The sequence below is a fragment of the Burkholderia vietnamiensis LMG 10929 genome (genome assembly GCF_000959445.1).
Lineage (GTDB): Bacteria > Pseudomonadota > Gammaproteobacteria > Burkholderiales > Burkholderiaceae > Burkholderia > Burkholderia vietnamiensis.
Genome location: NZ_CP009631.1, coordinates 709,225 through 731,924, shown reverse-complemented (window position 1 = coordinate 731,924; position 22,700 = coordinate 709,225). Strand labels below are relative to the sequence as shown.

Annotated in this window: 20 protein-coding genes; all 20 read left to right on the top strand. The window is 65.1% G+C overall.

Annotated features, from left to right (window positions below):
• Window positions 1-160: 160 nt before the first annotated feature.
• The 20 genes from AK36_RS13300 to AK36_RS13205 all read left to right on the top strand — a co-directional run bounded on the left by AK36_RS13300 (window position 161) and on the right by AK36_RS13205 (window position 22,662).
• On the top strand, window positions 161-1,846 hold the full coding sequence (locus tag AK36_RS13300; protein ID WP_011882794.1) for a GMC family oxidoreductase: 1,686 nt from the start codon (window positions 161-163) through the stop codon (window positions 1,844-1,846).
• A gap of 453 nt (window positions 1,847-2,299) precedes the next feature.
• Window positions 2,300-3,079: an ABC transporter ATP-binding protein gene (locus tag AK36_RS13295; protein ID WP_011882795.1), complete on the top strand. Its 780-nt coding sequence runs from the start codon at window positions 2,300-2,302 to the stop codon at window positions 3,077-3,079.
• Complete coding sequence (locus AK36_RS13290) at window positions 3,076-3,831, top strand: ABC transporter ATP-binding protein (RefSeq protein ID WP_011882796.1); 756 nt, start codon at window positions 3,076-3,078, stop codon at window positions 3,829-3,831. Before AK36_RS13295 ends, AK36_RS13290 begins: the two co-directional genes overlap by 4 nt.
• Window positions 3,832-3,908: 77 nt before the next feature.
• Entirely contained in the window at window positions 3,909-5,108 is a 1,200-nt protein-coding gene (locus tag AK36_RS13285; protein WP_011882797.1) for an ABC transporter substrate-binding protein, read from the top strand.
• 119 nt (window positions 5,109-5,227) lie between these two features.
• The gene (locus tag AK36_RS13280; protein WP_014722163.1) at window positions 5,228-6,112 is read left to right on the top strand and encodes a branched-chain amino acid ABC transporter permease; all 885 of its coding nucleotides are present in this window, start codon (window positions 5,228-5,230) and stop codon (window positions 6,110-6,112) included.
• A complete protein-coding gene (locus AK36_RS13275; protein WP_011882799.1) occupies window positions 6,112-7,086 on the top strand; it encodes a branched-chain amino acid ABC transporter permease in 975 nt (324 codons plus the stop codon). Before AK36_RS13280 ends, AK36_RS13275 begins: the two co-directional genes overlap by 1 nt.
• A 1,072-nt stretch (window positions 7,087-8,158) precedes the next feature.
• Window positions 8,159-9,316, top strand: coding sequence for an ABC transporter substrate-binding protein (locus tag AK36_RS13270; protein ID WP_045578642.1), 1,158 nt, complete (start codon window positions 8,159-8,161; stop codon window positions 9,314-9,316).
• 162 nt (window positions 9,317-9,478) lie between these two features.
• Window positions 9,479-10,534 (top strand): branched-chain amino acid ABC transporter permease, encoded by a 1,056-nt coding sequence (locus AK36_RS13265; protein WP_014722167.1) that lies wholly within the window; start codon window positions 9,479-9,481, stop codon window positions 10,532-10,534.
• A 4-nt stretch (window positions 10,535-10,538) separates the two neighbouring features.
• Complete coding sequence (locus tag AK36_RS13260) at window positions 10,539-12,323, top strand: branched-chain amino acid ABC transporter ATP-binding protein/permease (protein ID WP_011882802.1); 1,785 nt, start codon at window positions 10,539-10,541, stop codon at window positions 12,321-12,323.
• Window positions 12,323-13,078 (top strand): ABC transporter ATP-binding protein, encoded by a 756-nt coding sequence (locus tag AK36_RS13255; protein WP_045578641.1) that lies wholly within the window; start codon window positions 12,323-12,325, stop codon window positions 13,076-13,078. Before AK36_RS13260 ends, AK36_RS13255 begins: the two co-directional genes overlap by 1 nt.
• Window positions 13,079-13,548: 470 nt before the next feature.
• Window positions 13,549-15,519: a tRNA uridine-5-carboxymethylaminomethyl(34) synthesis enzyme MnmG gene (mnmG, locus tag AK36_RS13250; protein WP_011882804.1), complete on the top strand. Its 1,971-nt coding sequence runs from the start codon at window positions 13,549-13,551 to the stop codon at window positions 15,517-15,519.
• The gene (rsmG, locus tag AK36_RS13245) at window positions 15,516-16,202 is read left to right on the top strand and encodes a 16S rRNA (guanine(527)-N(7))-methyltransferase RsmG (protein ID WP_045578640.1); all 687 of its coding nucleotides are present in this window, start codon (window positions 15,516-15,518) and stop codon (window positions 16,200-16,202) included. Before mnmG ends, rsmG begins: the two co-directional genes overlap by 4 nt.
• Window positions 16,203-16,252: 50 nt before the next feature.
• On the top strand, window positions 16,253-17,032 hold the full coding sequence (locus tag AK36_RS13240) for a ParA family protein (protein ID WP_011882806.1): 780 nt from the start codon (window positions 16,253-16,255) through the stop codon (window positions 17,030-17,032).
• A 31-nt stretch (window positions 17,033-17,063) separates the two neighbouring features.
• The gene (locus tag AK36_RS13235; RefSeq protein ID WP_011882807.1) at window positions 17,064-17,957 is read left to right on the top strand and encodes a ParB/RepB/Spo0J family partition protein; all 894 of its coding nucleotides are present in this window, start codon (window positions 17,064-17,066) and stop codon (window positions 17,955-17,957) included.
• A 13-nt stretch (window positions 17,958-17,970) separates the two neighbouring features.
• Window positions 17,971-19,101: an SLC13 family permease gene (locus AK36_RS13230; protein ID WP_174479791.1), complete on the top strand. Its 1,131-nt coding sequence runs from the start codon at window positions 17,971-17,973 to the stop codon at window positions 19,099-19,101.
• Window positions 19,102-19,685: 584 nt separating this feature from the next.
• Window positions 19,686-20,213: an ATP synthase subunit I gene (locus AK36_RS13225; RefSeq protein WP_014722172.1), complete on the top strand. Its 528-nt coding sequence runs from the start codon at window positions 19,686-19,688 to the stop codon at window positions 20,211-20,213.
• A gap of 110 nt (window positions 20,214-20,323) precedes the next feature.
• A complete protein-coding gene (gene atpB, locus AK36_RS13220; RefSeq protein ID WP_011882811.1) occupies window positions 20,324-21,175 on the top strand; it encodes a F0F1 ATP synthase subunit A in 852 nt (283 codons plus the stop codon).
• Window positions 21,176-21,250: 75 nt separating this feature from the next.
• Window positions 21,251-21,520 carry a F0F1 ATP synthase subunit C gene (gene atpE, locus AK36_RS13215; RefSeq protein WP_006482730.1) on the top strand — a complete coding sequence of 90 codons (270 nt, stop codon included), beginning with the start codon at window positions 21,251-21,253 and terminating at the stop codon, window positions 21,518-21,520.
• Window positions 21,521-21,649: 129 nt separating this feature from the next.
• Window positions 21,650-22,120: a F0F1 ATP synthase subunit B gene (locus tag AK36_RS13210; RefSeq protein WP_011882812.1), complete on the top strand. Its 471-nt coding sequence runs from the start codon at window positions 21,650-21,652 to the stop codon at window positions 22,118-22,120.
• Window positions 22,121-22,122: 2 nt separating this feature from the next.
• Window positions 22,123-22,662: a F0F1 ATP synthase subunit delta gene (locus AK36_RS13205; RefSeq protein ID WP_011882813.1), complete on the top strand. Its 540-nt coding sequence runs from the start codon at window positions 22,123-22,125 to the stop codon at window positions 22,660-22,662.
• Window positions 22,663-22,700: the final 38 nt, after the last annotated feature.

The following is a 22,700-nucleotide window of genomic DNA, read 5'->3' as shown; positions in this document are numbered from 1 at the left end:
GTGATATGAGTGCGGCTTATAACGCAGTTCAGCATAACTCATTGGATCGGCAGCGCGCGGCCGGAGTACGCTGCAACGATCGCGTCGCTCCGCGGCGCACTATGCTGAAAAAGGCGCGCGGCACGCCCCGCGCGGCGCACAACAACTCAGGAGACACGTCGTGACCACTCAACGCACGCTCGAGGGCGAATTCGATTACGTGATCGTCGGCGCGGGCACGGCCGGCTGCGTGCTCGCGAACCGCCTGACCGAAGATCCCGACATCCGCGTGCTGCTGCTCGAAGCGGGCGGCAAGGACGATTACCACTGGATTCATATCCCGGTCGGCTATCTGTACTGCATCGGCAATCCGCGCACCGACTGGCTGTACAAGACGCAGCCCGAGGCGGCGCTCAACGGCCGCGCGCTGTCGTATCCGCGCGGCCGCGTGCTCGGCGGCTGCTCGTCGATCAACGGAATGATCTACATGCGCGGCCAGCGCGAGGATTACGACGGCTGGGCGCAGGAAACCGGCGACGCCGGCTGGTCGTGGGACAGCGTGCTGCCGATCTTCAAGCGCAGCGAGGACCATCACGCCGGCGCGAGCGACGCGCACGGCGCGGGCGGCTACTGGCGCGTCGAGAAGCAGCGGCTGCGCTGGGAGATTCTCGAATCGTTCGCGCAGGCCGCGCAGCAGACGGGCATCCCGGCCACCGACGATTTCAACCGCGGCGACAACACCGGCGTCGGCTATTTCGAAGTGAACCAGAAGCGCGGCGTGCGCTGGAATACGTCGAAGGCGTTCCTGAGGCCCGCGATGGCGCGCCCGAACCTGACCGTGATCACCGGCGCGCACGCGCAGCGCGTGGTGTTCGACGGCCGGCGCGCGGTCGGCGTCGAATACCACGGCGGCGGCGTCGACTACGTCGCGCACGCGCGCATCGAAGTGCTGCTGACGTCCGGCGCGGTGAATTCGCCGCAGCTGCTCGAACTGTCGGGCATCGGCGCGGGCGCGCGGCTGCAGGCGCTCGGCATCGACGTCGTGCACGATCTGCCCGCGGTCGGCGAAAACCTGCAGGACCACCTGCAGCTGCGGATGGCGTTTCGCGTCGACGGCGTGCGCACGTTGAATACGCGCTCGGCGAACTGGTGGGGCAAGCTGATGATCGGCGCCGAATACGCGCTGCTGCAGCGCGGGCCGATGTCGATGGCGCCGTCGCAGCTCGGCGCGTTCGCGAAATCCGATCCGGACGACCCGGCGCTCACGCGTCCCGATCTCGAATATCACGTGCAGCCGCTGTCGCTCGAGCGCTTCGGCGAGCCGCTGCACCGCTTCAACGCATTCACCGCGTCGGTCTGCCAGCTGCGGCCGAGCTCGCGCGGCAGCGTGCATATCGCGAGCGCCGATCCGGGCGTCGCGCCGTCGATCGCGCCGAACTATCTGTCGACCGATCACGATCGTCACGTCGCCGCCAATGCGCTGCGGCTCACGCGCCGCATCGCGTCTGCGCCGGCGCTCGCACGTTATCGCCCGCAGGAGATTCTGCCGGGCACGCGCTATCAGACCGAGGCCGAGCTCGTCGAAGCGGCGGGCGCGATCGGCACGACGATTTTCCATCCGGTCGGCACCTGCCGGATGGGGCGCGCCGACGACGAACGCGCGGTCGTCGACAGCCGGCTGCGCGTGCGCGGGATCGCGGGGCTGCGGATCGTCGATGCGTCGGTGATGCCGTTCATCACGTCGGGGAACACGAATTCGCCGACGTTGATGATCGCCGAGCGCGCGAGCGACATGATCCGCGAGGATCGCCGCACGGCGCGCGACGCGACGCAGGTGCGCACGGAAGCGGCGATGACGCCGGCGTGATATCGGCGTGATATCGGCGCCACACGCGCGGCGGCCGCGTGTCTGCGGCGACCTTCGAGCTATGCGGCGAAACGGGTTCGCATATGCGGCGGTTGGAAGCGCGCGCGTGCGAACGATCACGTTGAACCCGCGCATGGGTCACGATCGGCGCGTGGTCGCGATGACCTGACGCGCGCTGTTTTCACAGGCACGCGCCGTGCGCAGCGCGCACGTGTCGAACCTTCGCGCTTCACCGCATGCGATATGGCGGCCAGCCCTATAAGTGCAAATCCCGATGATTGCACTGCACCAACGAGGCGACAATGTCCCGCAGTGTGCATACGCGTCGGTGCGGGGAGACCACCCTCGACGTGTAATACGGCGCCCGGGGGCGGCCCGCCGATCTGCGGCGCCGATCGCGATCGCCAGTGCGACGCTCCCCGGTGCTTCGCCCGACTTCGTACGGAAGGGAACATGATTCTCGGCGACACGATTCTCGAAACACGCGGACTGACGAAGGAATTCAGGGGCTTCACTGCCGTCAATGGCGTCAACCTGCGCGTGCGCCGAGGCGCGATCCACGCGTTGATCGGACCGAACGGCGCGGGCAAGACCACCTGCTTCAACCTGCTGACCAAGTTCCTGACACCCACGGCCGGCCAGATCGTCTTCAACGGTATCGACATCACCGGCGAGCGGCCCGCGCAGGTCGCGCGCCGCGGCATCATCCGTTCGTTCCAGATCTCTGCGGTATTCCCGCACCTGAGCGCGCTGCAGAACGTGCGCATCGGGCTGCAGCGCGCCCTCGGCACCGAATTCCATTTCTGGCGCAGCGAGCGCACGCTGCGGCGCCTCGACGATCGCGCGATGGACCTGCTCACGCAGGTCGGCCTCAGCGATTTCGCGCACGTGCCGACCGTCGAGCTTGCATACGGCCGCAAGCGCGCGCTCGAAATCGCCACGACGCTCGCGATGGAGCCCGAACTGATGTTGCTCGACGAGCCCACGCAGGGGATGGGCCACGAGGACGTCGATCGCGTGACCGCGCTCATCAAGAAAGTCGCAGCGGGCCGCACGATCCTGATGGTCGAGCACAACATGAACGTGATCGCCGGCATCTCCGACACGATCACCGTGCTGCAGCGCGGCGAGGTGCTTGCCGAAGGCTCGTATGCCGAAGTGTCGAAGAATCCGCTGGTGATCGAGGCCTACATGGGCAGCGCCGACGCGGCGCTCGCAGGGGCGCACGCATGAAGCACAGCGAACGGGAGGAACGCGAATTGAGCGGCGTCGAAAGCGGCGCGCCCGCGCTGGAAATCTCGGGCCTCGAAGCCTGGTACGGGGAATCCCACATTCTTCACGGCGTCGATCTGACCGTGCATCGCGGCGAGGTCGTCACGCTGCTCGGCCGCAACGGCGCGGGGCGCACCACGACGCTGCGCGCGATCATGGGGCTCACCGGGCGCCGCAGCGGCTCGATCAAGGTGGCCGGCAACGAGACGATCGGCCTGGCGACGCACCGCATCGCGCATTTCGGTGTCGGCTATTGCCCGGAGGAGCGCGGCATCTTCGCGAGCCTGTCGTGCGAGGAGAACCTGATGCTGCCGCCGCCGATCGGCCCGCGCGAGCACGCGATGTCGCTCGACGAGATCTACGCGATGTTCCCGAATCTCGCGTCGCGCCGGCAGAGCCAGGGCACCCGGCTGTCGGGCGGCGAGCAGCAGATGCTCGCGGTCGCGCGGATCCTGCGCACCGGCGCGAACCTGCTGCTGCTCGACGAAATCTCGGAAGGCCTCGCGCCGGTGATCGTGCAGGCGCTCGCGCGCATGATCGTCGCGCTGAAGGCGCGCGGCTATACGGTCGTGATGGTCGAACAGAACTTCCGCTTCGCCGCACCGCTCGCCGACCGCTTCTACGTGATGGAGCATGGCCGCATCGTCGAGCATTTCCGCTCGTCCGAACTGGAAGGAAAGATGCCGATCCTTCACGACCTGCTGGGGGTGTGACGCCGCCCCGTTTCACTTGCCGCTGGCCGTGGCGGCGCACGAACAACCACAACGCATCAGAACAACAGGAGACGTCAATGAAAATGAAGACCCTCGCACACGCGTGTCTCGCGGTCGCGACCGCAGCATTCAGCGTCGGCGCGGCACATGCCGCCGACAGCGTGAAGATCGGCTTCATCACGGACATGTCGGGGCTTTACGCGGACATCGACGGGCAGGGCGGCCTCGAGGCGATCCGCATGGCAGTCGCCGACTTCGGCGGCAAGGTGCTCGGCAAGCCGATCGAGGTCGTCTACGCGGATCACCAGAACAAGGCCGACATCGCCGCGTCGAAGGCGCGCGAATGGATGGATCGCGGCGGGCTCGACCTGCTGGTCGGCGGCACGAACTCCGCGACCGCGTTGTCGATGAACCAGGTCGCGGCCGAGAAGAAGAAGGTCTACATCAACATCGGCGCGGGCGCCGACACGCTGACCAACGAGCAGTGCACGCCGTACACGGTCCACTACGCATACGACACGATGGCGCTCGCGAAGGGCACCGGTTCGGCCGTGGTCAAGCAAGGCGGCAAGAGCTGGTTCTTCCTGACCGCCGACTATGCGTTCGGCAAGGCGCTCGAGAAGAACACGTCGGACGTCGTGAAGGCGAACGGCGGCCAGGTGCTCGGCGCGGTGCGGCACCCGCTGTCGGCGTCGGACTTCTCGTCGTTCCTGCTGCAGGCGCAGTCGTCGAAGGCGCAGATCCTCGGCCTCGCGAACGCGGGCGGCGACACGATCAACTCGATCAAGGCCGCGAAGGAATTCGGCATCACCAAGACGATGAAGATCGCCGCGCTGCTGATGTTCATCGACGACGTGCACAGCCTCGGCCTCGAGACGACGCAGGGTCTCGTGCTGACCGACAGCTGGTACTGGAACCGCGACGCCGCGTCGCGCCAGTGGGCGCAGCGCTACTTCGGCAAGATGAAGAAGATGCCGTCGAGCCTGCAGGCGGCCGACTACTCGTCGGTGACGACCTACCTGAAGGCCGTGCAGGCGGCCGGCACGACCGACTCCGACAAGGTGATGGCCGAGCTGAAGAAGCTCAAGATCAGCGACTTCTACGCGAAGGGCTACATCCGTCAGGACGGCAGCATGATCCACGACATGTACCTGATGGAAGTGAAGAAGCCGTCCGAGTCGAAGGAGCCGTGGGATTACTACAAGGTGCTCGCGACGATCCCGGGCGACCAGGCGTTCGGCACCAAGCAGGAATCGCGCTGCGCGCTGTGGAAGTAGGCGCGGCGTAGCGGCGCTGCGGCGGTTCCGGCGGCCCGGGCGACGTGGCCGCCGGGCCGCGCATGCGCGCCGGCCTGAAGGTTGCACGCGCAACCAAACTCATACTGACGGCTAAGTCGATGGAAATCTTTGGCATTCCGTTGCCGGCGATGCTGAGCCAGTTGCTGCTCGGCCTCGTCAACGGCTCGTTCTACGCGATCCTGAGCCTCGGGCTCGCGGTGATCTTCGGGCTGCTCAACGTGATCAACTTCGCGCACGGCGCGCTGTTCATGCTGGGCGCCATGCTCGCGTGGATGGGGCTGTCGTACTTCGGCCTGCCGTACTGGGCGATGCTCGTGCTCGCGCCGTTGATCGTCGGCGCGTTCGGGATTGCGATCGAGCGCTCGATGCTGCGCTGGCTGTACAAGCTCGATCACCTGTACGGGCTGCTGCTCACGTTCGGCCTCACGCTGGTGGTCGAAGGCGTGTTCCGCTCGATCTACGGTTCGTCGGGCCAGCCGTACGACGTGCCCGCGCAACTGTCGGGCGCGACCAATCTCGGCTTCATGTTCCTGCCGAACTACCGCGCGTGGGTAGTCGTCGCATCGCTCGCGGTGTGTCTCGCGACCTGGTTCGTGATCGAGAAGACGCGTCTGGGCGCATATCTGCGCGCCGGCACCGAGAACCCGAAGCTCGTCGAGGCGTTCGGCGTGAACGTGCCGATGATGATCACGCTCACCTACGGCTTCGGCGTCGCGCTCGCGGCGTTCGCGGGCGTGCTCGCGGCGCCGGTGATCCAGGTGTCGCCGCTGATGGGCCAGCCGATGATCATCACCGTGTTCGCGGTGGTCGTGATCGGCGGGATGGGCTCGATACTCGGTTCGATCGTCACCGGGCTGCTGCTCGGCGTGATCGAGGGCTTCACGCGCGTGTTCTATCCGGAAGCGTCGGCCACCGTCGTGTTCGTGATCATGGCGATCGTGCTGCTGTTCCGTCCGGCGGGCCTGTTCGGCAAGGAAAAATGATGCAGAGAAAAGTGCTCTACGGCGCGTTGCTCGCCGCGCTGCTGGCGGCGCCGTTCATCGGCGCGTATCCGGTGTTCGTGATGAAGGTGCTCACGTTCGCGCTGTTCGCGGCCGCGTTCAACCTGCTGATCGGCTATACGGGGCTGCTGTCGTTCGGCCATGCGATGTTCCTCGCGAGCGCCGGCTACGCGACCGGCTACACGATCCAGACGCTCGGCTTCACGCCGGAGCTCGGCGTGCTCGCCGGCACGGTGGCGGCCACGCTGCTGGGGCTCGTCGTCGGCCTGTTCGCAATCCGGCGGCAGGGCATCTATTTCGCGATGATCACGCTCGCGTTCGCGCAGATGGTCTACTTCATCTACCTGCAGGCGCCGTTCACGCACGGCGAGGACGGGCTGCAGGGCGTGCCGCGCGGCCACCTGTTCGGCGTGCTCGACCTGTCGAACGACGTCACGCTGTACTACGTCGTGCTCGCGGTGATCGTCGCCGCGTGTGCGTTCATCGTGCGGGTCGTGCATTCGCCGTTCGGCCAGGTGCTCGTCGCGATCAAGGAGAACGAGCCGCGCGCGATCTCGCTCGGCTACGACACCGACCGCTTCAAGCTGCTCGCGTTCATCCTGTCGGCCGGGCTCGCCGGGCTGGCCGGCGCGTTGAAGGTGCTGGTGCTCGGCTTCGAGACGCTGTCCGACGCTTACTGGACGATGTCGGGCCTCGTCGTGCTGATGACGCTCGTCGGCGGGATGGGCACGCTGTTCGGGCCGCTGCTCGGCGCGGCGCTGATCGTCGCGCTCGAAGACCGGCTCGGCGACATCGGCGAGTGGCTCGCATCGCTCACGGGCGTCGGCTGGTTCCACTCGCTGGGCGAATCGGCGACGATCGTCACCGGGCTGATCTTCATCGCATGCGTGCTTGCGTTCCGGCGCGGCATCGTCGGCGAGATGGTCGCGCGCGTGAAGACGCTGCGGCCGTCCTGATCGCGTTGCATTCGGTGCGCGGCGGCGTTGATGCGAAGCACCATCCGGCGCCTTGCGCAGAGGCGTTTTGCGCTCGCCCGGGCCGCGCCGCACGGCCAGATTGCTGCCCCATTTTCGTGCGGCGATGCACCATAGGGGTAAATGCTAAGTTGTCGCAGGGTGAAAGGTCCTTTAATCTTCGTTTCAGTTCTGATGCACCGCGAAACGAATTTGCAGGTGGAGAACGAGGAGACAATCGAGGCACAAAGTGCCCGGACCCCAAAGCGCTGTTGGACGGAATCCAACAGCGCTTTTTCATTTGCGTGCGCGAATTTGCATCGATGGTGCATGGCGCGCATCGCCCTCAATGCGCGCCATTTCGCGCGTTCGCATCGCACCGTTCATCCCGCCCCGTATTTTTCTTCGATCGTCCTGTCGAGCCGTCGACGGCACGCGCGCGCCTGCGCGCGGTTCGGGCTTACCCGGTTAGCGTGCATGAAAGGCGTCCGTTACACTCGGCTTTCGCCGACCGAGCGGTCGGGAAAATCGGTCGGCAGTTCTCCTACGAGCGCAACGCAGAACAGGGAGTACGGTTGGATGAGACGCGCAGGACGTTGGATCGCGGTATCGCGTACGGTCGAGGGCGGCCGTTCGGGAGCAGGGCGGCGCGGGCTTCTTGCGGCTTGCGGGCGCCGCCGGGCGAGTGCGACGTCCGTTGCCGCGGGAAGCGCCGGCAACGCGCAGGTTGGCGCGGTGCTCGCCAGATCCGATGCCTCGTTCACCGTCGCATGAGCGGCCGATTGCGGCCTTTGTTCGCCCCTGGCGACGGCGCCGCACCGGGCGCGTTGCCGCCGTCGTTGCGCGTGCATCGCGGCCGCTTCGCCGCTTCTGTTTTTCGCTTGCTTCATTTCGACGACATCGCCGTCGCGCATCGTTGCGGTCGAATGGCCGTTCTGCTGTGCGCGACGATGCCTCGCGGGAAAACGAGCGTAGGCGCGGCACAGCGGGATAGTTAAATTATTAAATTGTTTGAGGACCGGGAGCCGCCAGAGCGACCCGCGGATTTTTCGAGCAGCGTTTGGAGACAACGTAAATGAAAATGAATCGATGGATGGAGGCTCTGCTTGCGGCTGGCCTCGTGTGCGTGGCGGCGACGGCGTCCGCCCAGGTGAAGATCGGCGTGACGCTGTCGGCCACCGGGCCGGCCGCATCGCTCGGGATCCCGGAAAAGAACACGATCGCGCTGCTGCCGAAGGAGATCGGGGGCAAGAGCGTCCAGTACATCGTGCTCGACGACGCGTCCGACACGAGCCGCGCCGTGCAGAACGTGCGCAAGCTGATCGACGAGGATCACGTCGACGCGATCATCGGTTCGTCCGTCACGCCGAACTCGCTCGCGATGCTCGATCCGGTGTCGCAGGGCAAGACGCCGACGATCTCGCTGGCCGCGAGCGCACAGATCATCGCGCCGATGGATGCGAAGCGCGCATGGATGTTCAAGGTGCCGCAGAACGATCAGCTGATGGCCGACGCGATCGCCGACTACATGGCGAAGCACGGCGTGAAGACCGTCGGCTTCATCGGCTTCGCCGATGCATACGGCGACAGCTGGTACAACACCTTCAACGCCGCCGCGGCGAAGAACGGGCTGAAGGTCGTGTCGAACGAGCGCTACAACCGCACCGATGCGTCGGTGATGGGGCAGGTGCTGAAGCTGATGGGCTCGACGCCGGACGCGGTGCTGATCGCCGGCTCCGGCACGCCGGCCGCGCTGCCGGCCAAGACGCTGAAGGAGCGCGGCTACAAGGGCAAGGTGTACCAGACGCATGGCGTCGCGAACAACGACTTCCTGCGCGTGTGCGGCAAGGATTGCGAAGGCGAGATCCTGCCGGCCGGCCCCGTGCTCGTGACCGACCAGCTGCCCGACTCGAACCCGGTGAAGAAGCCGGCCCTCGGCTACAAGGCGGCGTACGAGAAGGCCTACGGCGCGGGTTCGCTGTCGACCTTCGGCGGCCACGCATGGGACGCAGGGCTGCTGCTGCAGCGCGCGATTCCGGAGGCGCTGAAGAAGGGGCAGCCGGGCACCGAAGCGTTCCGCGAGGCGCTGCGCGCGTCGCTCGAGAGCGTGAAGGATCTGCCGGTGTCGCACGGCGTGATCAACATGACGCCGACCGATCACAACGGCTTCGACACGCGTGCGCGTGTGATGGTGCAGATCGTCGACGGCAAGTGGAAGCTGCAGGCCGAGTAAGCATCACGTGAAACTGGCGGGCCCGGTGGGAACGGCACCGGGCCCGCTGCATGTTTTCCGGAACACCGCGGAACGGCGCGCCGCGTTCCCGCCATGCCGTTTCCGCTTGCGGGGCGTTGTCCCGTCACCGATTCTTCGCAGCATTCTCGATACACGAAACGTATGGATCTCTCGATTGCGGCGATCCTCGCGCAAGACGGCATCACGACCGGCGCCATTTATGCATTGCTGTCGCTGGCGCTCGTGCTGGTGTTTTCCGTCACGCGAGTGATCTTCATTCCCCAGGGCGAATTCGTCGCCTACGGTGCGCTGACGCTCGCGGCGCTGCAGGCGCAGAAATTTCCGGCCACCTGCTGGCTCCTGTTGGTGATGGGCATCGCGTGCTTTCTGCTCGAAGCGGGCGGCCTGATCCGCCATCGCGAACGCCGTCATCAGCTCGGCCGGACGCTCGCGACGCTCGGCAGCCGCTACGTGCTGCTGCCGCTCGCCATGTTCGCGCTCACGCGCAACTTCGCCGCGCAGCCGCTGCCGATGCTCGCGCAGATCGCGCTGACGCTGGCGATCGTCGTGCCGATGGGGCCGTTCGTCTATCGGCTCGTGTATCAGCCGATCGCCGAAGGCACGACGCTGCTGCTGCTGATCGTGTCGGTTGCCGTCCATTTCGCGATGGTCGGGCTGGGGCTCGTCATGTTCGGCGCGGAAGGCTCGCGCACCAACGGATTCACCGATGCGTCACTCGCCCTGGGCGGCATGACGGTGTCGGTGCAGAGCATCGTCGTGGTCGCGACCGCGCTGGTGCTGATCGGCGCGCTCTACGTGTACTTCGGCCGCACGATCGCCGGCAAGGCGCTGCGCGCGACGTCGGTGAACCGGCTCGGCGCGCGGCTCGTCGGCATCGGCACGACCGAGGCCGGGCGGCTGGCGTTCACGCTGGCAGCTGGGCTCGGCGTGCTGTCCGGCATTCTGGTCGGCCCGCTGACGACCGTCTACTACGACTCCGGCTTCCTGATCGGGCTGAAGGGTTTCGTCGGCGCGATCATCGGCGGTCTCGTCAGTTATCCGCTCGCGGCGGCCGGCTCGCTGCTCGTCGGCGTGCTCGAGTCGTATTCGTCGTTCTGGGCGAGCGCGTACAAGGAAGTGATCGTGTTCACGCTGATCATCCCGGTGCTGCTGTGGCGCAGTTTCGCGACGCCGCATGCGGAAGATGAAGAGGAGTGACGCGATGACGACGATGGTACGCAACAAGGCCTTCTGGGTGTTTCTCGTGGTGCTGTTCGCGCTGCCGGTGCTGCCCGGCGCGCTGCAGGTGCCCGAATACTGGATCACGCTGCTCAACTACATCGGCCTCTACGCGATCGTCGCGATCGGCCTCGTGCTGCTGACCGGCGTCGGCGGGATGACGAGCTTCGGCCAGGCCGCGTTCGTCGGCATCGGCGCGTATGCAACCGCGCTTCTGACCACGCGCTACGGCGTGTCGCCGTGGCTCGCGCTGGTCGTCGGCGTCGTGCTGACGGCGCTGGTCGCGCTGCTGCTCGGCGCGGTCACGATGCGGCTGTCCGGGCACTTCCTGCCGCTCGGTACGATCGCATGGGGCCTCGCGCTGTTCTACCTGTTCGGCAACCTCGAACTGCTCGGCAAGTACGACGGGATCAGCGGGATTCCGGCGCTGAACCTGTTCGGCGTCGCACTCGAAAGCGGCCGCAGCCTGTACTTCGTGATCTGGGCCGTCGTGCTCGCCGCGATCGTGTCGGTGCAGAACCTGCTCAATAGCCGGCCGGGCCGCGCGATTCGCGCGCTGCGCGGCGGCGGCGTGATGGCCGAGGCGATGGGCGTGAACACCGCCTGGATGCGCGTGGTGATCTTCGTCTATGCGGCGGTGCTCGCTGCGGTATCGGGCTTTCTTTACGCGCATCTTCAGCGTGCGGTGAACCCGACGCCGTTCGGCCTGAACCACGGGATCGAATTCCTGTTCATGGCCGTGGTCGGCGGGGTGTCGCACGTGTGGGGCGCGGTGCTCGGCGCCGCGATCCTCACCGTGCTGCAGGACTACCTGCAGACGCTGCTGCCCAAGCTGCTCGGCTCGGAGGGCAACTTCGAGATCATCGTGTTCGGCGTGCTGATGGTCGTTCTGCTGCAGTACGCGCGCCAGGGCGTATGGCCGTTCGTCGCGAAGCTGTTTCCGCGCGGGCCGCGCGCCCATGCGCCCGAGTACGCCGATCCGTTGCCGCAGCGGGCGAAGCCGGTCGCGGGCGAGCCGCTGCTCGTGGTCGATCGCGCGCGCAAGCAATTCGGCGGGCTGGTGGCCGTGAACGACGTGAGCTTCGACGTGAAAGCGGGGCAGATCATCGGGCTGATCGGCCCGAACGGCGCCGGCAAGTCGACCACGTTCAATCTGGTGACGGGCGTGCTCAAGCCGACCGGCGGCGCGATCACGTTCCGTGGCGAGCGGATCGACGGGCTCACGTCGCGGCAGATCGTGCGCCGTGGGATCGGCCGGACCTTCCAGCACGTGAAGTTGCTTCCGACGATGACGGTGCTCGAGAACGTCGCGATCGGCGCACACCTGCGCGGTCACACCGGCGTGTGGCGCAGCATCGCGCGGCTCAATGCGCACGAGGAAGCGCAGCTGCTGGCCGAGGCGGCGCAGCAGATTCGCCGTGTCGGGCTCGAAAAGCACATGTACGACGAAGCCGGCAGCCTCGCGCTGGGCCAGCAACGGATACTCGAAATCGCCCGCGCGCTGTGCTGCGATCCGACGCTGCTGCTGCTCGATGAGCCGGCCGCCGGGTTGCGCTATCAGGAGAAGCAGCAGCTCGCCGAGCTGTTGCGGCGCCTGAAGGGCGAGGGGATGAGCGTGTTGCTCGTCGAACATGACATGGATTTCGTGATGAACCTGACGGACCGGCTGGTCGTGATGGAATTCGGCACGAGGATCGCGGAAGGGCTGCCGCAGGACGTGCAGCAGGATCCGGCGGTGCTCGAGGCGTATCTGGGCGGGGTGGAGTGATGGCGGACACGACGATGCCGATTCTCGAGGTACGTGGGCTGGCCGTGCGGTACGGCAAGGTCGAGGCGTTGTACGGCGCGGCGATCAAGGTCGGCGCGGGCCAGATCGTCAGCGTGATCGGGCCGAACGGTGCAGGCAAGTCGACGCTGCTGAACGCGATCATGGGCGCGTTGCCGGTGACGGGGCATGCGTCTGGCCAGGTCTTGTATCGCGGCCGCGACGTCGGCGCGTTGCCGATCGAGCAACGCGTCGCGCATGGCATGTGCCTCGTGCCGGAAAAGCGCGAGCTGTTCAGCACGATGACGGTCGAGGATAACCTCGTGCTGGGCGCCTACCGCCGCAAGCAGGCAGGCGAGGCGAACTTTCTCGATCAGCTCGATCATGTCTTCGCGCTGTTTCCGCGGCTCAGGGAGCGACGCAGGCAGGCTGCCGGTACGTTGTCGGGCGGTGAGCGGCAGATGCTGGCGGTCGGACGCGCGCTGATGGGCAAGCCCGACTTGCTCATGCTCGATGAGCCCAGCCTCGGGCTGGCGCCGCTGATCGTGAAGGAGATTTTCCACATCATCAGCGCGCTGCGCGGTACGGGCGTCGCGACGTTGCTCATCGAGCAAAATGCGCGCGCTGCACTGCAGATTTCGGACTACGGCTATGTGCTCGAGACTGGCGAGTTTGCGCTGGAAGGCCCGGCGGCCGAGTTGGCACAGAATCCGCAGGTGATCGAGACTTACCTCGGGTTAGCCAAGAAATCGGCGTGACGCCTGCTTGGGCAGTGGAGGCGGAACCGGGAAACGGACGGCGTGTTTCACGTGAAACACGCCGTTTTTGTTGGGCGGACCGGGGAACGGAAGCGGGTGGGGATAAGAGTCTGCCGGTCTTATAGAAATACTGTGGCGTGACCGGCAAGCGTCACTCTGCGTCGCCACTGAGGGCGGAGCTATGGCGACGCGCCAGGCGGCACAGGGGGATAACTTGTTGCGGGCCGAGTGCAAGTGCTGTGAGCGCCACCGCAAGCTAACGAGGCTTCACAGAAATTCACGTATTTCCGCCCGACCAACGGCCGCGATGGCTCCTTTGAGCATCACTGCACGCCACAGCGGTCGAAAAAACCGTCAAATGAACGCACCCTACCATTCGGACGGTCTTCGGCGTAAAAGCGAACCCGCTATAATTCGGCCCATACATTTCTCTGATAGGTTCGTGCGCTGTCCTGCGTACGGAATCCACCATGCTTTTTCCCACAGAATTTGACGTCATCGTCGTCGGCGGCGGGCACGCCGGCACGGAGGCCGCGTTGGCATCGGCCCGCATGGGTGCGAAGACGCTGCTGCTGACCCATAACATCGAAACGCTCGGCCAGATGAGCTGCAATCCGTCGATCGGCGGCATCGGCAAGGGCCATCTCGTGAAGGAAGTCGATGCGCTCGGCGGTGCGATGGCCGCCGCGACCGACGAGAGCGGTATTCAGTTCCGGATCCTCAATTCGTCGAAGGGTCCGGCCGTACGCGCAACGCGTGCACAGGCCGACCGCATCCTTTACAAGGCTGCGATCCGCCATCGGCTCGAGAATCAGCCGAACTTGTGGCTGTTCCAGCAGGCCGTCGACGATTTGATGGTCGAGGGCGACCGGGTGGTCGGTGCGGTCACGCAAATCGGCATCCGTTTCCGGGCGCGCGCTGTCGTGCTGACGGCGGGCACGTTCCTCGACGGCAAGATCCATGTCGGCTTGAACAACTACACCGGCGGCCGTGCGGGCGATCCGGCAGCCGTCTCGCTGTCGGCCCGCCTGAAGGAATTGAAGCTGCCCCAGGGCCGCCTGAAGACCGGCACCCCCCCGCGTATCGATGGCCGCTCGATCGACTTTTCGAAGCTCGACGAGCAGCCGGGCGACCTCGATCCGATCCCGGTGTTCTCGTTCCTCGGCCGCGCAGAGCAGCATCCGCAGCAGCTGCCATGCTGGGTCACGCATACGAACGAGCGCACGCACGACATCATTCGCGGTGGGCTCGACCGATCGCCGATGTATACGGGCGTGATCGAAGGCGTCGGCCCGCGTTACTGCCCGTCGATCGAGGACAAGATTCACAGGTTTGCGTCGAAGGAGTCGCACCAGATCTTCCTGGAACCGGAAGGGCTGACGACCAACGAGTTCTATCCCAACGGCATTTCGACGAGCCTGCCGTTCGACGTGCAACTCGAACTCGTGCACTCGATGCGCGGCCTCGAGAACGCGCACATCCTGCGCCCCGGCTACGCGATCGAGTACGACTATTTCGACCCACGTGCGCTGAAGGCGTCGCTGGAAACGAAGGCGATCAACGGGCTGTTCTTTGCGGGCCAGATCAACGGTACGACCGGCTATGAAGAGGCGGCGGCGCAGGGCCTGCTCGCTGGCCTGAATGCCGGCCGTTACGTGCAGGAAAAGGACGCATGGTGCCCGCGTCGGGATCAGGCGTACCTTGGCGTGCTGGTCGACGACCTCGTCACGCGCGGCGTGGCTGAGCCTTACCGGATGTTCACGAGCCGCGCCGAATACCGGCTGAGCCTGCGTGAAGATAATGCGGATATGCGGTTGACCGAGATTGGTCGCGAGCTGGGCCTCGTCGACGACGTGCGCTGGGACGCGTTCAGCCGGAAGCGCGACGCTGTTTCACGTGAAACCGAACGCTTGAAGTCGACTTGGGTGACGCCGAAGACGCTGCCGCCGGAAGAGGCGACCGCGCTGCTCGGCAAGCCGATCGACCACGAATACAGCCTGGCCGAACTGCTGCGGCGGCCTGGTATCAGCTACGACGGCGTATGTGGGCTGAAGGGCGGTGAATGTGGCCCCGTGGAGCCGCTGGCCGATGAGCCGGTGCTGCTGGGTCAGATCAAGGAGCAGGTCGAGATCGGTATCAAGTATCAGGGTTATATCGAGCGCCAGGCCAACGAGATCGAGCGCAATGATGCGAACGAGAATACCCGCCTGCCGGATGGTATCGACTACCGTGAGGTTCGCGGTTTGTCGTTCGAGGTGAGTCAGAAGCTCAACGAGTTCCGCCCCGAAACGATCGGCCAGGCCTCGCGTATCTCGGGTGTGACGCCGGCCGCGATCTCGCTGCTGATGGTGCACCTGAAGCGCCGTGGCCTCGGCCGCCGTAACGGCGCCGCAGCAGAAACGACCGAGCAGGGGGGCGATACCGTCCCGACGCAGCAATGACGGCGCGTCGCGCGCCGGCGGTTAATCGGGACGTACTTGAGCAGATGTTGATCGACGGCACGGCCGCGCTGGACATCGTATTGACGGACGCTCAGCGCAACCAGTTGCTCGACTATGTGGCGCTGCTCGGTAAATGGAACGCGGTCTACAACCTGACGGCGATCCGCGACCCAAGGCAGATGCTGATCCAGCACATCCTCGATTCGCTTTCCATCGTTCCGCATCTGCGCGGCCGCCCGGATGCGCGCGTGCTTGATGTGGGCTCCGGCGGCGGGCTGCCGGGCATCGTGCTGGCGATCGTCCAGCCGGGCTGGCAGGTTACGCTGAACGATATCGTGCAGAAGAAATCGGCATTCCAGACGCAAATGCGCGCCGAACTGAAGCTGACGAACCTGTCCGTCGTCACCGGGCGCGTCGAATCGCTGCAGCCGGGCTTCGAAGTGCCGGAAAAATTCGACATGATCGTATCCCGCGCCTTCGCGGATCTATCCGACTTCGTTAAACTTGCTCGTCATCTCGTCGCACCGGGCGGATCGATCTGGGCAATGAAGGGCGTCCACCCGGACGACGAAATTGCGCGACTGCCGGAAGGCAGCCGCGTGAAGCAGACGATACGATTGGTCGTCCCGATGCTCGATGCCGAACGGCATCTGATCGAAGTCGCCGTCGACGAAGCGAATTGAAGGCGCGCGGATGCGCGCCGTTTGTTTGAAGGTAAGAGGAACACCCAACGATGGCAAAGATCTTCTGCGTTGCAAACCAGAAGGGGGGCGTCGGCAAGACGACGACATCGGTCAATCTCGCCGCAAGCCTTGCAGCGCAGGAGCAGCGCGTGCTGCTGATCGATCTCGACCCGCAGGGCAACGCGACGATGGGCAGCGGGATCGACAAGGCCGCATGCGAGTCGACCGTGTACGAAGTGCTGATCGACGGCGTACCGGTGTCGGACGCACGTGTGCGCCCGGAAGGCGTCACGTACGACGTGCTGCCGGCCAACCGTGAGTTGTCCGGCGCGGAGATCGAGCTGATCGGCATCGACAACCGCGAGCGCCGGCTGAAGGCCGCGCTCGAGCGCGTCGCGGACGACTACGATTTCGTGCTGATCGACTGCCCGCCGACCCTGTCGCTGCTGACGCTGAACGGACTGTGCGCGGCGCACGGCGTGGTGATCCCGATGCAGTGCGAGTACTTCGCGCTGGAGGGCTTGTCCGATCTCGTCAACACGATCAAGCAGGTTCACGCGAACATGAACCGCGACCTGAAGATCATCGGCTTGCTGCGCGTCATGTTCGATCCGCGCATCACGCTGCAGCAGCAGGTTTCCGATCAACTGAAAGCGCATTTCGGCGACAAGGTGTTCGACGCGGTGATTCCGCGCAACGTGCGTCTGGCGGAAGCGCCGAGCTACGGGTTGCCGGGCGTCGTATTCGACCGTAACTCGCGCGGTGCGCAGGCGTATCTTCAATTCGGTGCCGAGATGATCGACCGCGTGCGCGCGTTCGAGGTGTCGTGAGCCGGACATGAGCGAAGCGAGGAAGAAAGACATGAACGCGGTACCAAAGAAGAAGGGCTTGGGACGTGGCCTCGAAGCGTTGCTCGGCGGCAGTGCGGACATCACCGAAGCGGTGAAGATCGAAGGCGCTCCGAACACGCTTGCGCTCGGCAAGCTGCAGGCCGGCAAGTATCAGCCGCGCACGCGGATGGACGAAGGCAACCTCCAGGAGCTGGCCGCCAGCATTCGCGCGCAAGGCGTGATGCAGCCGATCCTGGTGCGGCCCGTTTCGTCTGACAAATACGAGATCATTGCGGGCGAGCGGCGTTTTCGGGCTGCGCGCCTCGCCGGCCTCGAAGAAGTGCCGGTGCTGGTGAAGGACGTATCCGATCAGGCCGCCGCGGCGATGGCGCTGATCGAGAACATCCAGCGCGAGGATCTGAATCCGCTGGAAGAGGCACACGGCATCCAGCGTCTGCTCGACGAGTTCGGTTTCACGCACGAGCAGGCCGCCGAATCCGTCGGCCGCTCGCGCAGCGCGGTGTCGAACCTGTTGCGGCTGCTGAACCTCGCGTCGCCGGTGCAGACGATGCTGCTGGCCGGCGATCTCGACATGGGTCACGCGCGTGCGCTGCTCGCCGTCGATGCGGCAACGCAGATCGCGCTCGCGCATCAGGTCGTCAACAAGCGCATGTCGGTGCGCGAGACCGAGAAGCTGGTCGCACACACGACGAAGGAAGCGCCGGCCGTGAAGGCGCGCGCGAAGGACGACGGCGGCCGCGACACGCGCCGGCTGGAGGAGGAGTTGTCCGACCTGCTCGCGTCCACGGTGAAGATCAAGCTCGGCCGCCGCGGCCGAGGGCAGGTGTTGATCGATTTCGGCAACCTCGATGCGCTCGAGGGCATTCTCGCGCGGCTGCGCGGTAACGTCGCAACTGAAGAGTGACGAGGTTCAATTGATCGAAAGCACGGGCGCGCCGGCGCCGCGCCGGTGGCTCGGCTGGCTTTTGCAGGAGCCCGTACTGACGGTACTGGCCGTTGCGCTGATCGTTCTCGAATGGTTGCGCCCGCAACCGTTCGCGATACTGGCCGGTCTGGTCGACTGGCAGACGGTGGTCACGCTCGCTGGCCTGTTGATGCTGACCAAGGCGCTCGAGCTGTCCGGTTGTCTGATGTGGCTCGCGCATCGCATCGTGCACCACGTGCACTCCGAGCGCGGGCTCGCGATGCTGCTGGTGATATTCGCGGCGGCGCTTGCGATGTGGCTCACCAACGATGTCGCGCTGTTCGTCGTCGTGCCGCTGATGGTATCGCTGCGTGCGTTGACGCCGCTGCCGTTTCGACGGCTGGTGATCGTCGTCGCGCTGGCGGTCAACGCCGGGTCCGTCGCGACGCCGCTCGGCAATCCCCAGAATCTGTTTCTGTGGCAATTGAGCGGCGTGTCGTTCGGCGGCTTCGTCGTCGCGCTCGGGCCGCTCGCGCTCGCGTTGATGGCGTTGCTGCTCGTGGTCACGGCGTGCGCGTTTCGCGCCAAACCGCTCGACTTGTCGGGAGACGTGCAGGCGGTGCCCGTGCAACGCATGCATGCATTGCTCGCGGCCGTGCTGTTCGGCGGCTTCGTGCTGCTCGCCGACGCGCACCATCCGGTGCCGGGCCTGATCGCCGTCGTGCTCGCGCTGCTGGTGGCGAAGCGCGACGCAGTCCTGAAAATCGACTGGCTGCTGCTGTTGATCTTCGTGCTGATGTTCGTCGTGTTGCGCAGCGCGGCCGCGTTGCCGGTCATACACGACACGATTGCGAGCAGCCATCTCGATACGCCGTTGCGCGTGTTCGCCGCGGGCGCGGTGCTGTCGCAGGGCATCAGCAACGTGCCGGCCGCGATCCTGCTGTCGGAATTCACGCACGACTGGCGCGCACTCGCGTTCGGCGTCTCGGTCGGCGGCTTCGGTTTCGCGATCGGCTCGCTCGCGAACCTGATCGCCGTGCGTCTCGCGAAGGAGCCGCGCATGTGGCTGCCGTTTCACGCGGTGTCGATCCCGTTCGCGCTGGCGAGCGCGGCACTCGGCGCGTGGTTGCTCGTCCACGGTTGAGCGCCGCGGCCAGCGGTAGCGGCGACGTCGGCCGCCTGCAAAAGCGTGGCCGGGCAGGGCGGCAGCAGCAGCGACCTTCGAAACACCCCGCCTGTTGATAAGTGCGCCGATTCACAGTCGATCTACTGTGGCGACGCAACGCCGCTCGCCGCTTCATCTGCACGGCTGATCGCATTTCTTCGTGCTGCCAAGCGGCGCACGTCGGCGAGGTGCGGTTGTCGCACAGCACCGGCCGCCGCGTTTCCATTCGTTCCGCCTTCGCGGAATTTCATTGCAATCAGCCCGCCGCGACGCCGCGACGCCGCGTCACAGCCCCCATTTCCGGCCGTTGATTTCCGCTGAAACGCGCATTTCCGCCCGCGAAATGTGCGACGCGAAAAAACCACCTTACAACTGTCATCGTACGTCGTCGATTCGCGCGTTTTTCACATGATGAGGCGGCGTTTTACGAAGCTTTTTGTCGCGTCTAAAGCCTTGAATCACTTGCAACTATCGCTTACAATCGCCCGGATTTGTTAGCTAGGCACCCCTGAAAGCTTTCAGAAAGCTTGGGGCCGGGTTCAAGGATTTTGCGGAAGATTGCGATGGCGGGTCAGGCGCCGAACGACAGGCACGATGGTCCCCGAGCGCAACGCACCGCTTCAGCGGCCGGCGAACGGCGCGAATCCGACGGCGGCGACTGGGATGCCGAGCAGCAAGATGACAACATCGTTCCGCTCACGCGGACGGAAGCCGAGAGGTTGTTCGGTCCGAACGTGAGCAAGCCGCCGCGCGTCACTCCCTACAAGGTGGTGATCGCGCAGGTGGTCTTGTCCCTGGTTGCAACGCTGGCGTGGTGGCTGTTTTCGAAGTCGCCGGGCGCCGCTGCGCAATCCGCGTTTCTGGGCGGGGCGATCGGCTGGGTGCCAAGCGCGTTGTTCGTGGCACGACTGAAGGCAGGTGGCTCGGCCACCGTGATGAGCTGGGTGATGGGCGAAGCCCTGAAGCTCGGCGTGACGATCGGAATGTTCGCCGCAGTGGCGTACGGCTATGCCGGCGTGCACTGGCCGGCGCTCCTCGTCACCTACCTCGTCGTGCTGAAGACGTACTGGATCGCGCTGGCCTGGCGGTAAGCAACAAGCAGCGTGCGGTTTTCGACAGGAACCGCACCGGCCCGTTCCCGCAATAGCGTATTGCGGAAACGGGGGAAACGATTTTCGACAATTTGGGTGGCATTAACGATATGGCAGCTAGCGAAGGCACGCGCGGTCCGGATCCGTCCGAGTACATTGCGCACCACTTGCAGAACTTTTCCACCTCGCATCAGACGTCGATTTTCGACATCCACGTCTGGAACATCGACACGCTGTTCTGGTCGATCGTGTGCGGGATCGTGACGATCGTCGTGTTGCGTCTGGCCGCCCGCAAGGCGACGTCGGGCGTGCCGGGCCGTTTCCAGTGCGCGATCGAAATGCTCGTCGAGATGGTCGAAGATCAATCGAAGGCCATCGTCCATGGCAATCGCACGTTCATCGCTCCGCTCGCGCTCACCGTGTTCGTGTGGGTCGCGCTGATGAACTCCCTCGACTTCCTGCCGGTCGACCTGCCGGGCCGCGTGATCGCCCTGCTCGGTCTGTCGGACGTGATTTCCCACCACCGCATCGTCCCGACGGCCGACCTGAACGGCACGCTCGGCATCGCGCTCGGCGTGTTCGTCCTGATGATCTACTACAGCATCAAGATCAAGGGCGCCGGCGGTTTCGTGCATGAGCTGCTGTCGGCGCCGTTCGGCGGCCACCCGCTGCTGTGGATCCCGAACCTTGCGCTGAACATCGTCGAATACGTCGCGAAGACCGTCTCCCTCGGCATGCGGCTGTTCGGCAACATGTACGCAGGTGAGCTGTTGTTCCTGTTGATCGCCCTGCTCGGCAGCATGTGGAGCTTCGGTGGCGACGCAACGTTCCTCGGCTTCGTTGGTCACGTGATCGCGGGCAGCGTCTGGGCAATCTTCCACATCCTGATTGTTCTGTTGCAGGCATTCATTTTCATGATGCTGACGCTGGTGTATCTCGGCCAGGCGCACGACAAGCACTAAGCGCGACGTGCAAACAAGAGTTTCCGTTTTAGTTTTTTAAATCTAAGTTCCAAGTCTTTTCTCAAAGGAGTGATCATGCAAGCTTACATCGCCAACATCCAGGGTCTGACCGCCATCGGTATCGGCATCATCATCGGCCTGGGTGCAATCGGCGCCTGTATCGGTATCGCGCTGATGGGTGGCAAGTACATCGAAGCCTGCGCACGTCAGCCGGAACTCATCAACCCGCTGCAAACCAAGATGTTCCTGCTGGCCGGCCTGATCGACGCTGCATTCCTGATCGGTGTTGGTGTCGCAATGCTGTTCGCGTTCGCGAACCCGCTCCTGTCGAAGCTCGCAGGCTAAGGTTCCTCGGAAATATGCGCACGGCGTGAGCCGGCGCAGGGCGGAACGGAGACTTGGGGCGCTGATCGAATGCAACTCGATGAGCGCCTTACCGTTTCATTTTTCCGGAATAGCAGATAAGGAAACACCGTGAATCTCAACGCAACTCTGTTTGCGCAAATGGTCGTGTTCCTGGTCCTCGCGTGGTTCACGATGAAATTCGTGTGGCCGCCGTTGATCAACGCCCTCGACGAACGTTCGAAGAAGATCGCCGACGGCCTCGCCGCCGCGGAAAAGGGCAAGGCGGAACTCGACGCAGCGCACAAGCGCGTGGACCAGGAACTCGCGCAGGCCCGTAACGACGGCCAGCAGCGCATCGCCGACGCCGAAAAGCGTGCCCAGGCGGTCGCCGAGGAAATCAAGGCCAACGCCCAGGCTGAAGCCGCCCGCATCGTCGCCCAGGCGAAAGCGGAAGCAGAACAGCAAATCGTGAAGGCGCGCGAAACGCTGCGTGGCGAAGTTGCCGCGCTGGCCGTGAAGGGCGCCGAGCAGATCCTGAAGCGCGAAGTCGATCAAACGGCCCACGCCCAACTGCTGAATCAACTGAAAGCCGAGCTCTGATCATGGCCGAACTTGCAACCATCGCCCGCCCTTACGCAGAAGCGCTGTTCCGCGTGGCCGAGGGCGGTGACATCGCCGCCTGGTCCACGCTCGTGCAAGAGCTGGCCCAGGTTGCGCATCTGCCGGAAGTGCTGTCGGTCGCGTCGAGCCCGAAGGTGACCCGCAAGCAAGTAGCCGAGCTGCTGCTTGTTGCGGTGAAGTCGCCGCTCGCGGCTGGCGCCGAAGCGAAGAACTTCGTGCAGATGCTGGTCGACAATCATCGCATCGCGCTGCTGCCGGAAATCGCCGAGCAGTTCGAGGCGCTCAAGAACGAACGTGAAGGTGCAGCCGACGCCGAGATCGTGAGCGCGTTCCCGCTGGAAGGCGCGGAGCTCGACAGTCTCGTCTCGGGCCTCGAACGCAAGTTCAAGCGCAAGCTGAAACCGACGGTCGAAGTCGATTCGTCGCTGATCGGCGGCGTGCGCGTGACGGTCGGCGACGAAGTGCTCGACACCTCGGTTCGCGCGCGCCTCGCATCGATGCAGGCTGCGTTGACCGCCTGAGCGCCACGCCGGCACGCAACAGAATTGACTATCAGGAG

Coding starts and splice junctions, on each gene's coding strand:
- AK36_RS13285 (WP_011882797.1), top strand. CDS start 3,909: ATGAAAATGAAGACCCTCGCACACGCGTGTCTCGCGGTCGCGACCGCA.
- mnmG (WP_011882804.1), top strand. CDS start 13,549: ATGCTTTTTCCCACAGAATTTGACGTCATCGTCGTCGGCGGCGGGCAC.
- AK36_RS13255 (WP_045578641.1), top strand. CDS start 12,323: ATGGCGGACACGACGATGCCGATTCTCGAGGTACGTGGGCTGGCCGTG.
- AK36_RS13260 (WP_011882802.1), top strand. CDS start 10,539: ATGACGACGATGGTACGCAACAAGGCCTTCTGGGTGTTTCTCGTGGTG.
- AK36_RS13270 (WP_045578642.1), top strand. CDS start 8,159: ATGAAAATGAATCGATGGATGGAGGCTCTGCTTGCGGCTGGCCTCGTG.
- AK36_RS13290 (WP_011882796.1), top strand. CDS start 3,076: ATGAAGCACAGCGAACGGGAGGAACGCGAATTGAGCGGCGTCGAAAGC.
- AK36_RS13240 (WP_011882806.1), top strand. CDS start 16,253: ATGGCAAAGATCTTCTGCGTTGCAAACCAGAAGGGGGGCGTCGGCAAG.
- AK36_RS13205 (WP_011882813.1), top strand. CDS start 22,123: ATGGCCGAACTTGCAACCATCGCCCGCCCTTACGCAGAAGCGCTGTTC.
- AK36_RS13265 (WP_014722167.1), top strand. CDS start 9,479: ATGGATCTCTCGATTGCGGCGATCCTCGCGCAAGACGGCATCACGACC.
- AK36_RS13235 (WP_011882807.1), top strand. CDS start 17,064: ATGAACGCGGTACCAAAGAAGAAGGGCTTGGGACGTGGCCTCGAAGCG.
- AK36_RS13225 (WP_014722172.1), top strand. CDS start 19,686: ATGGCGGGTCAGGCGCCGAACGACAGGCACGATGGTCCCCGAGCGCAA.
- atpE (WP_006482730.1), top strand. CDS start 21,251: ATGCAAGCTTACATCGCCAACATCCAGGGTCTGACCGCCATCGGTATC.
- rsmG (WP_045578640.1), top strand. CDS start 15,516: ATGACGGCGCGTCGCGCGCCGGCGGTTAATCGGGACGTACTTGAGCAG.
- AK36_RS13295 (WP_011882795.1), top strand. CDS start 2,300: ATGATTCTCGGCGACACGATTCTCGAAACACGCGGACTGACGAAGGAA.
- atpB (WP_011882811.1), top strand. CDS start 20,324: ATGGCAGCTAGCGAAGGCACGCGCGGTCCGGATCCGTCCGAGTACATT.
- AK36_RS13275 (WP_011882799.1), top strand. CDS start 6,112: ATGCAGAGAAAAGTGCTCTACGGCGCGTTGCTCGCCGCGCTGCTGGCG.
- AK36_RS13280 (WP_014722163.1), top strand. CDS start 5,228: ATGGAAATCTTTGGCATTCCGTTGCCGGCGATGCTGAGCCAGTTGCTG.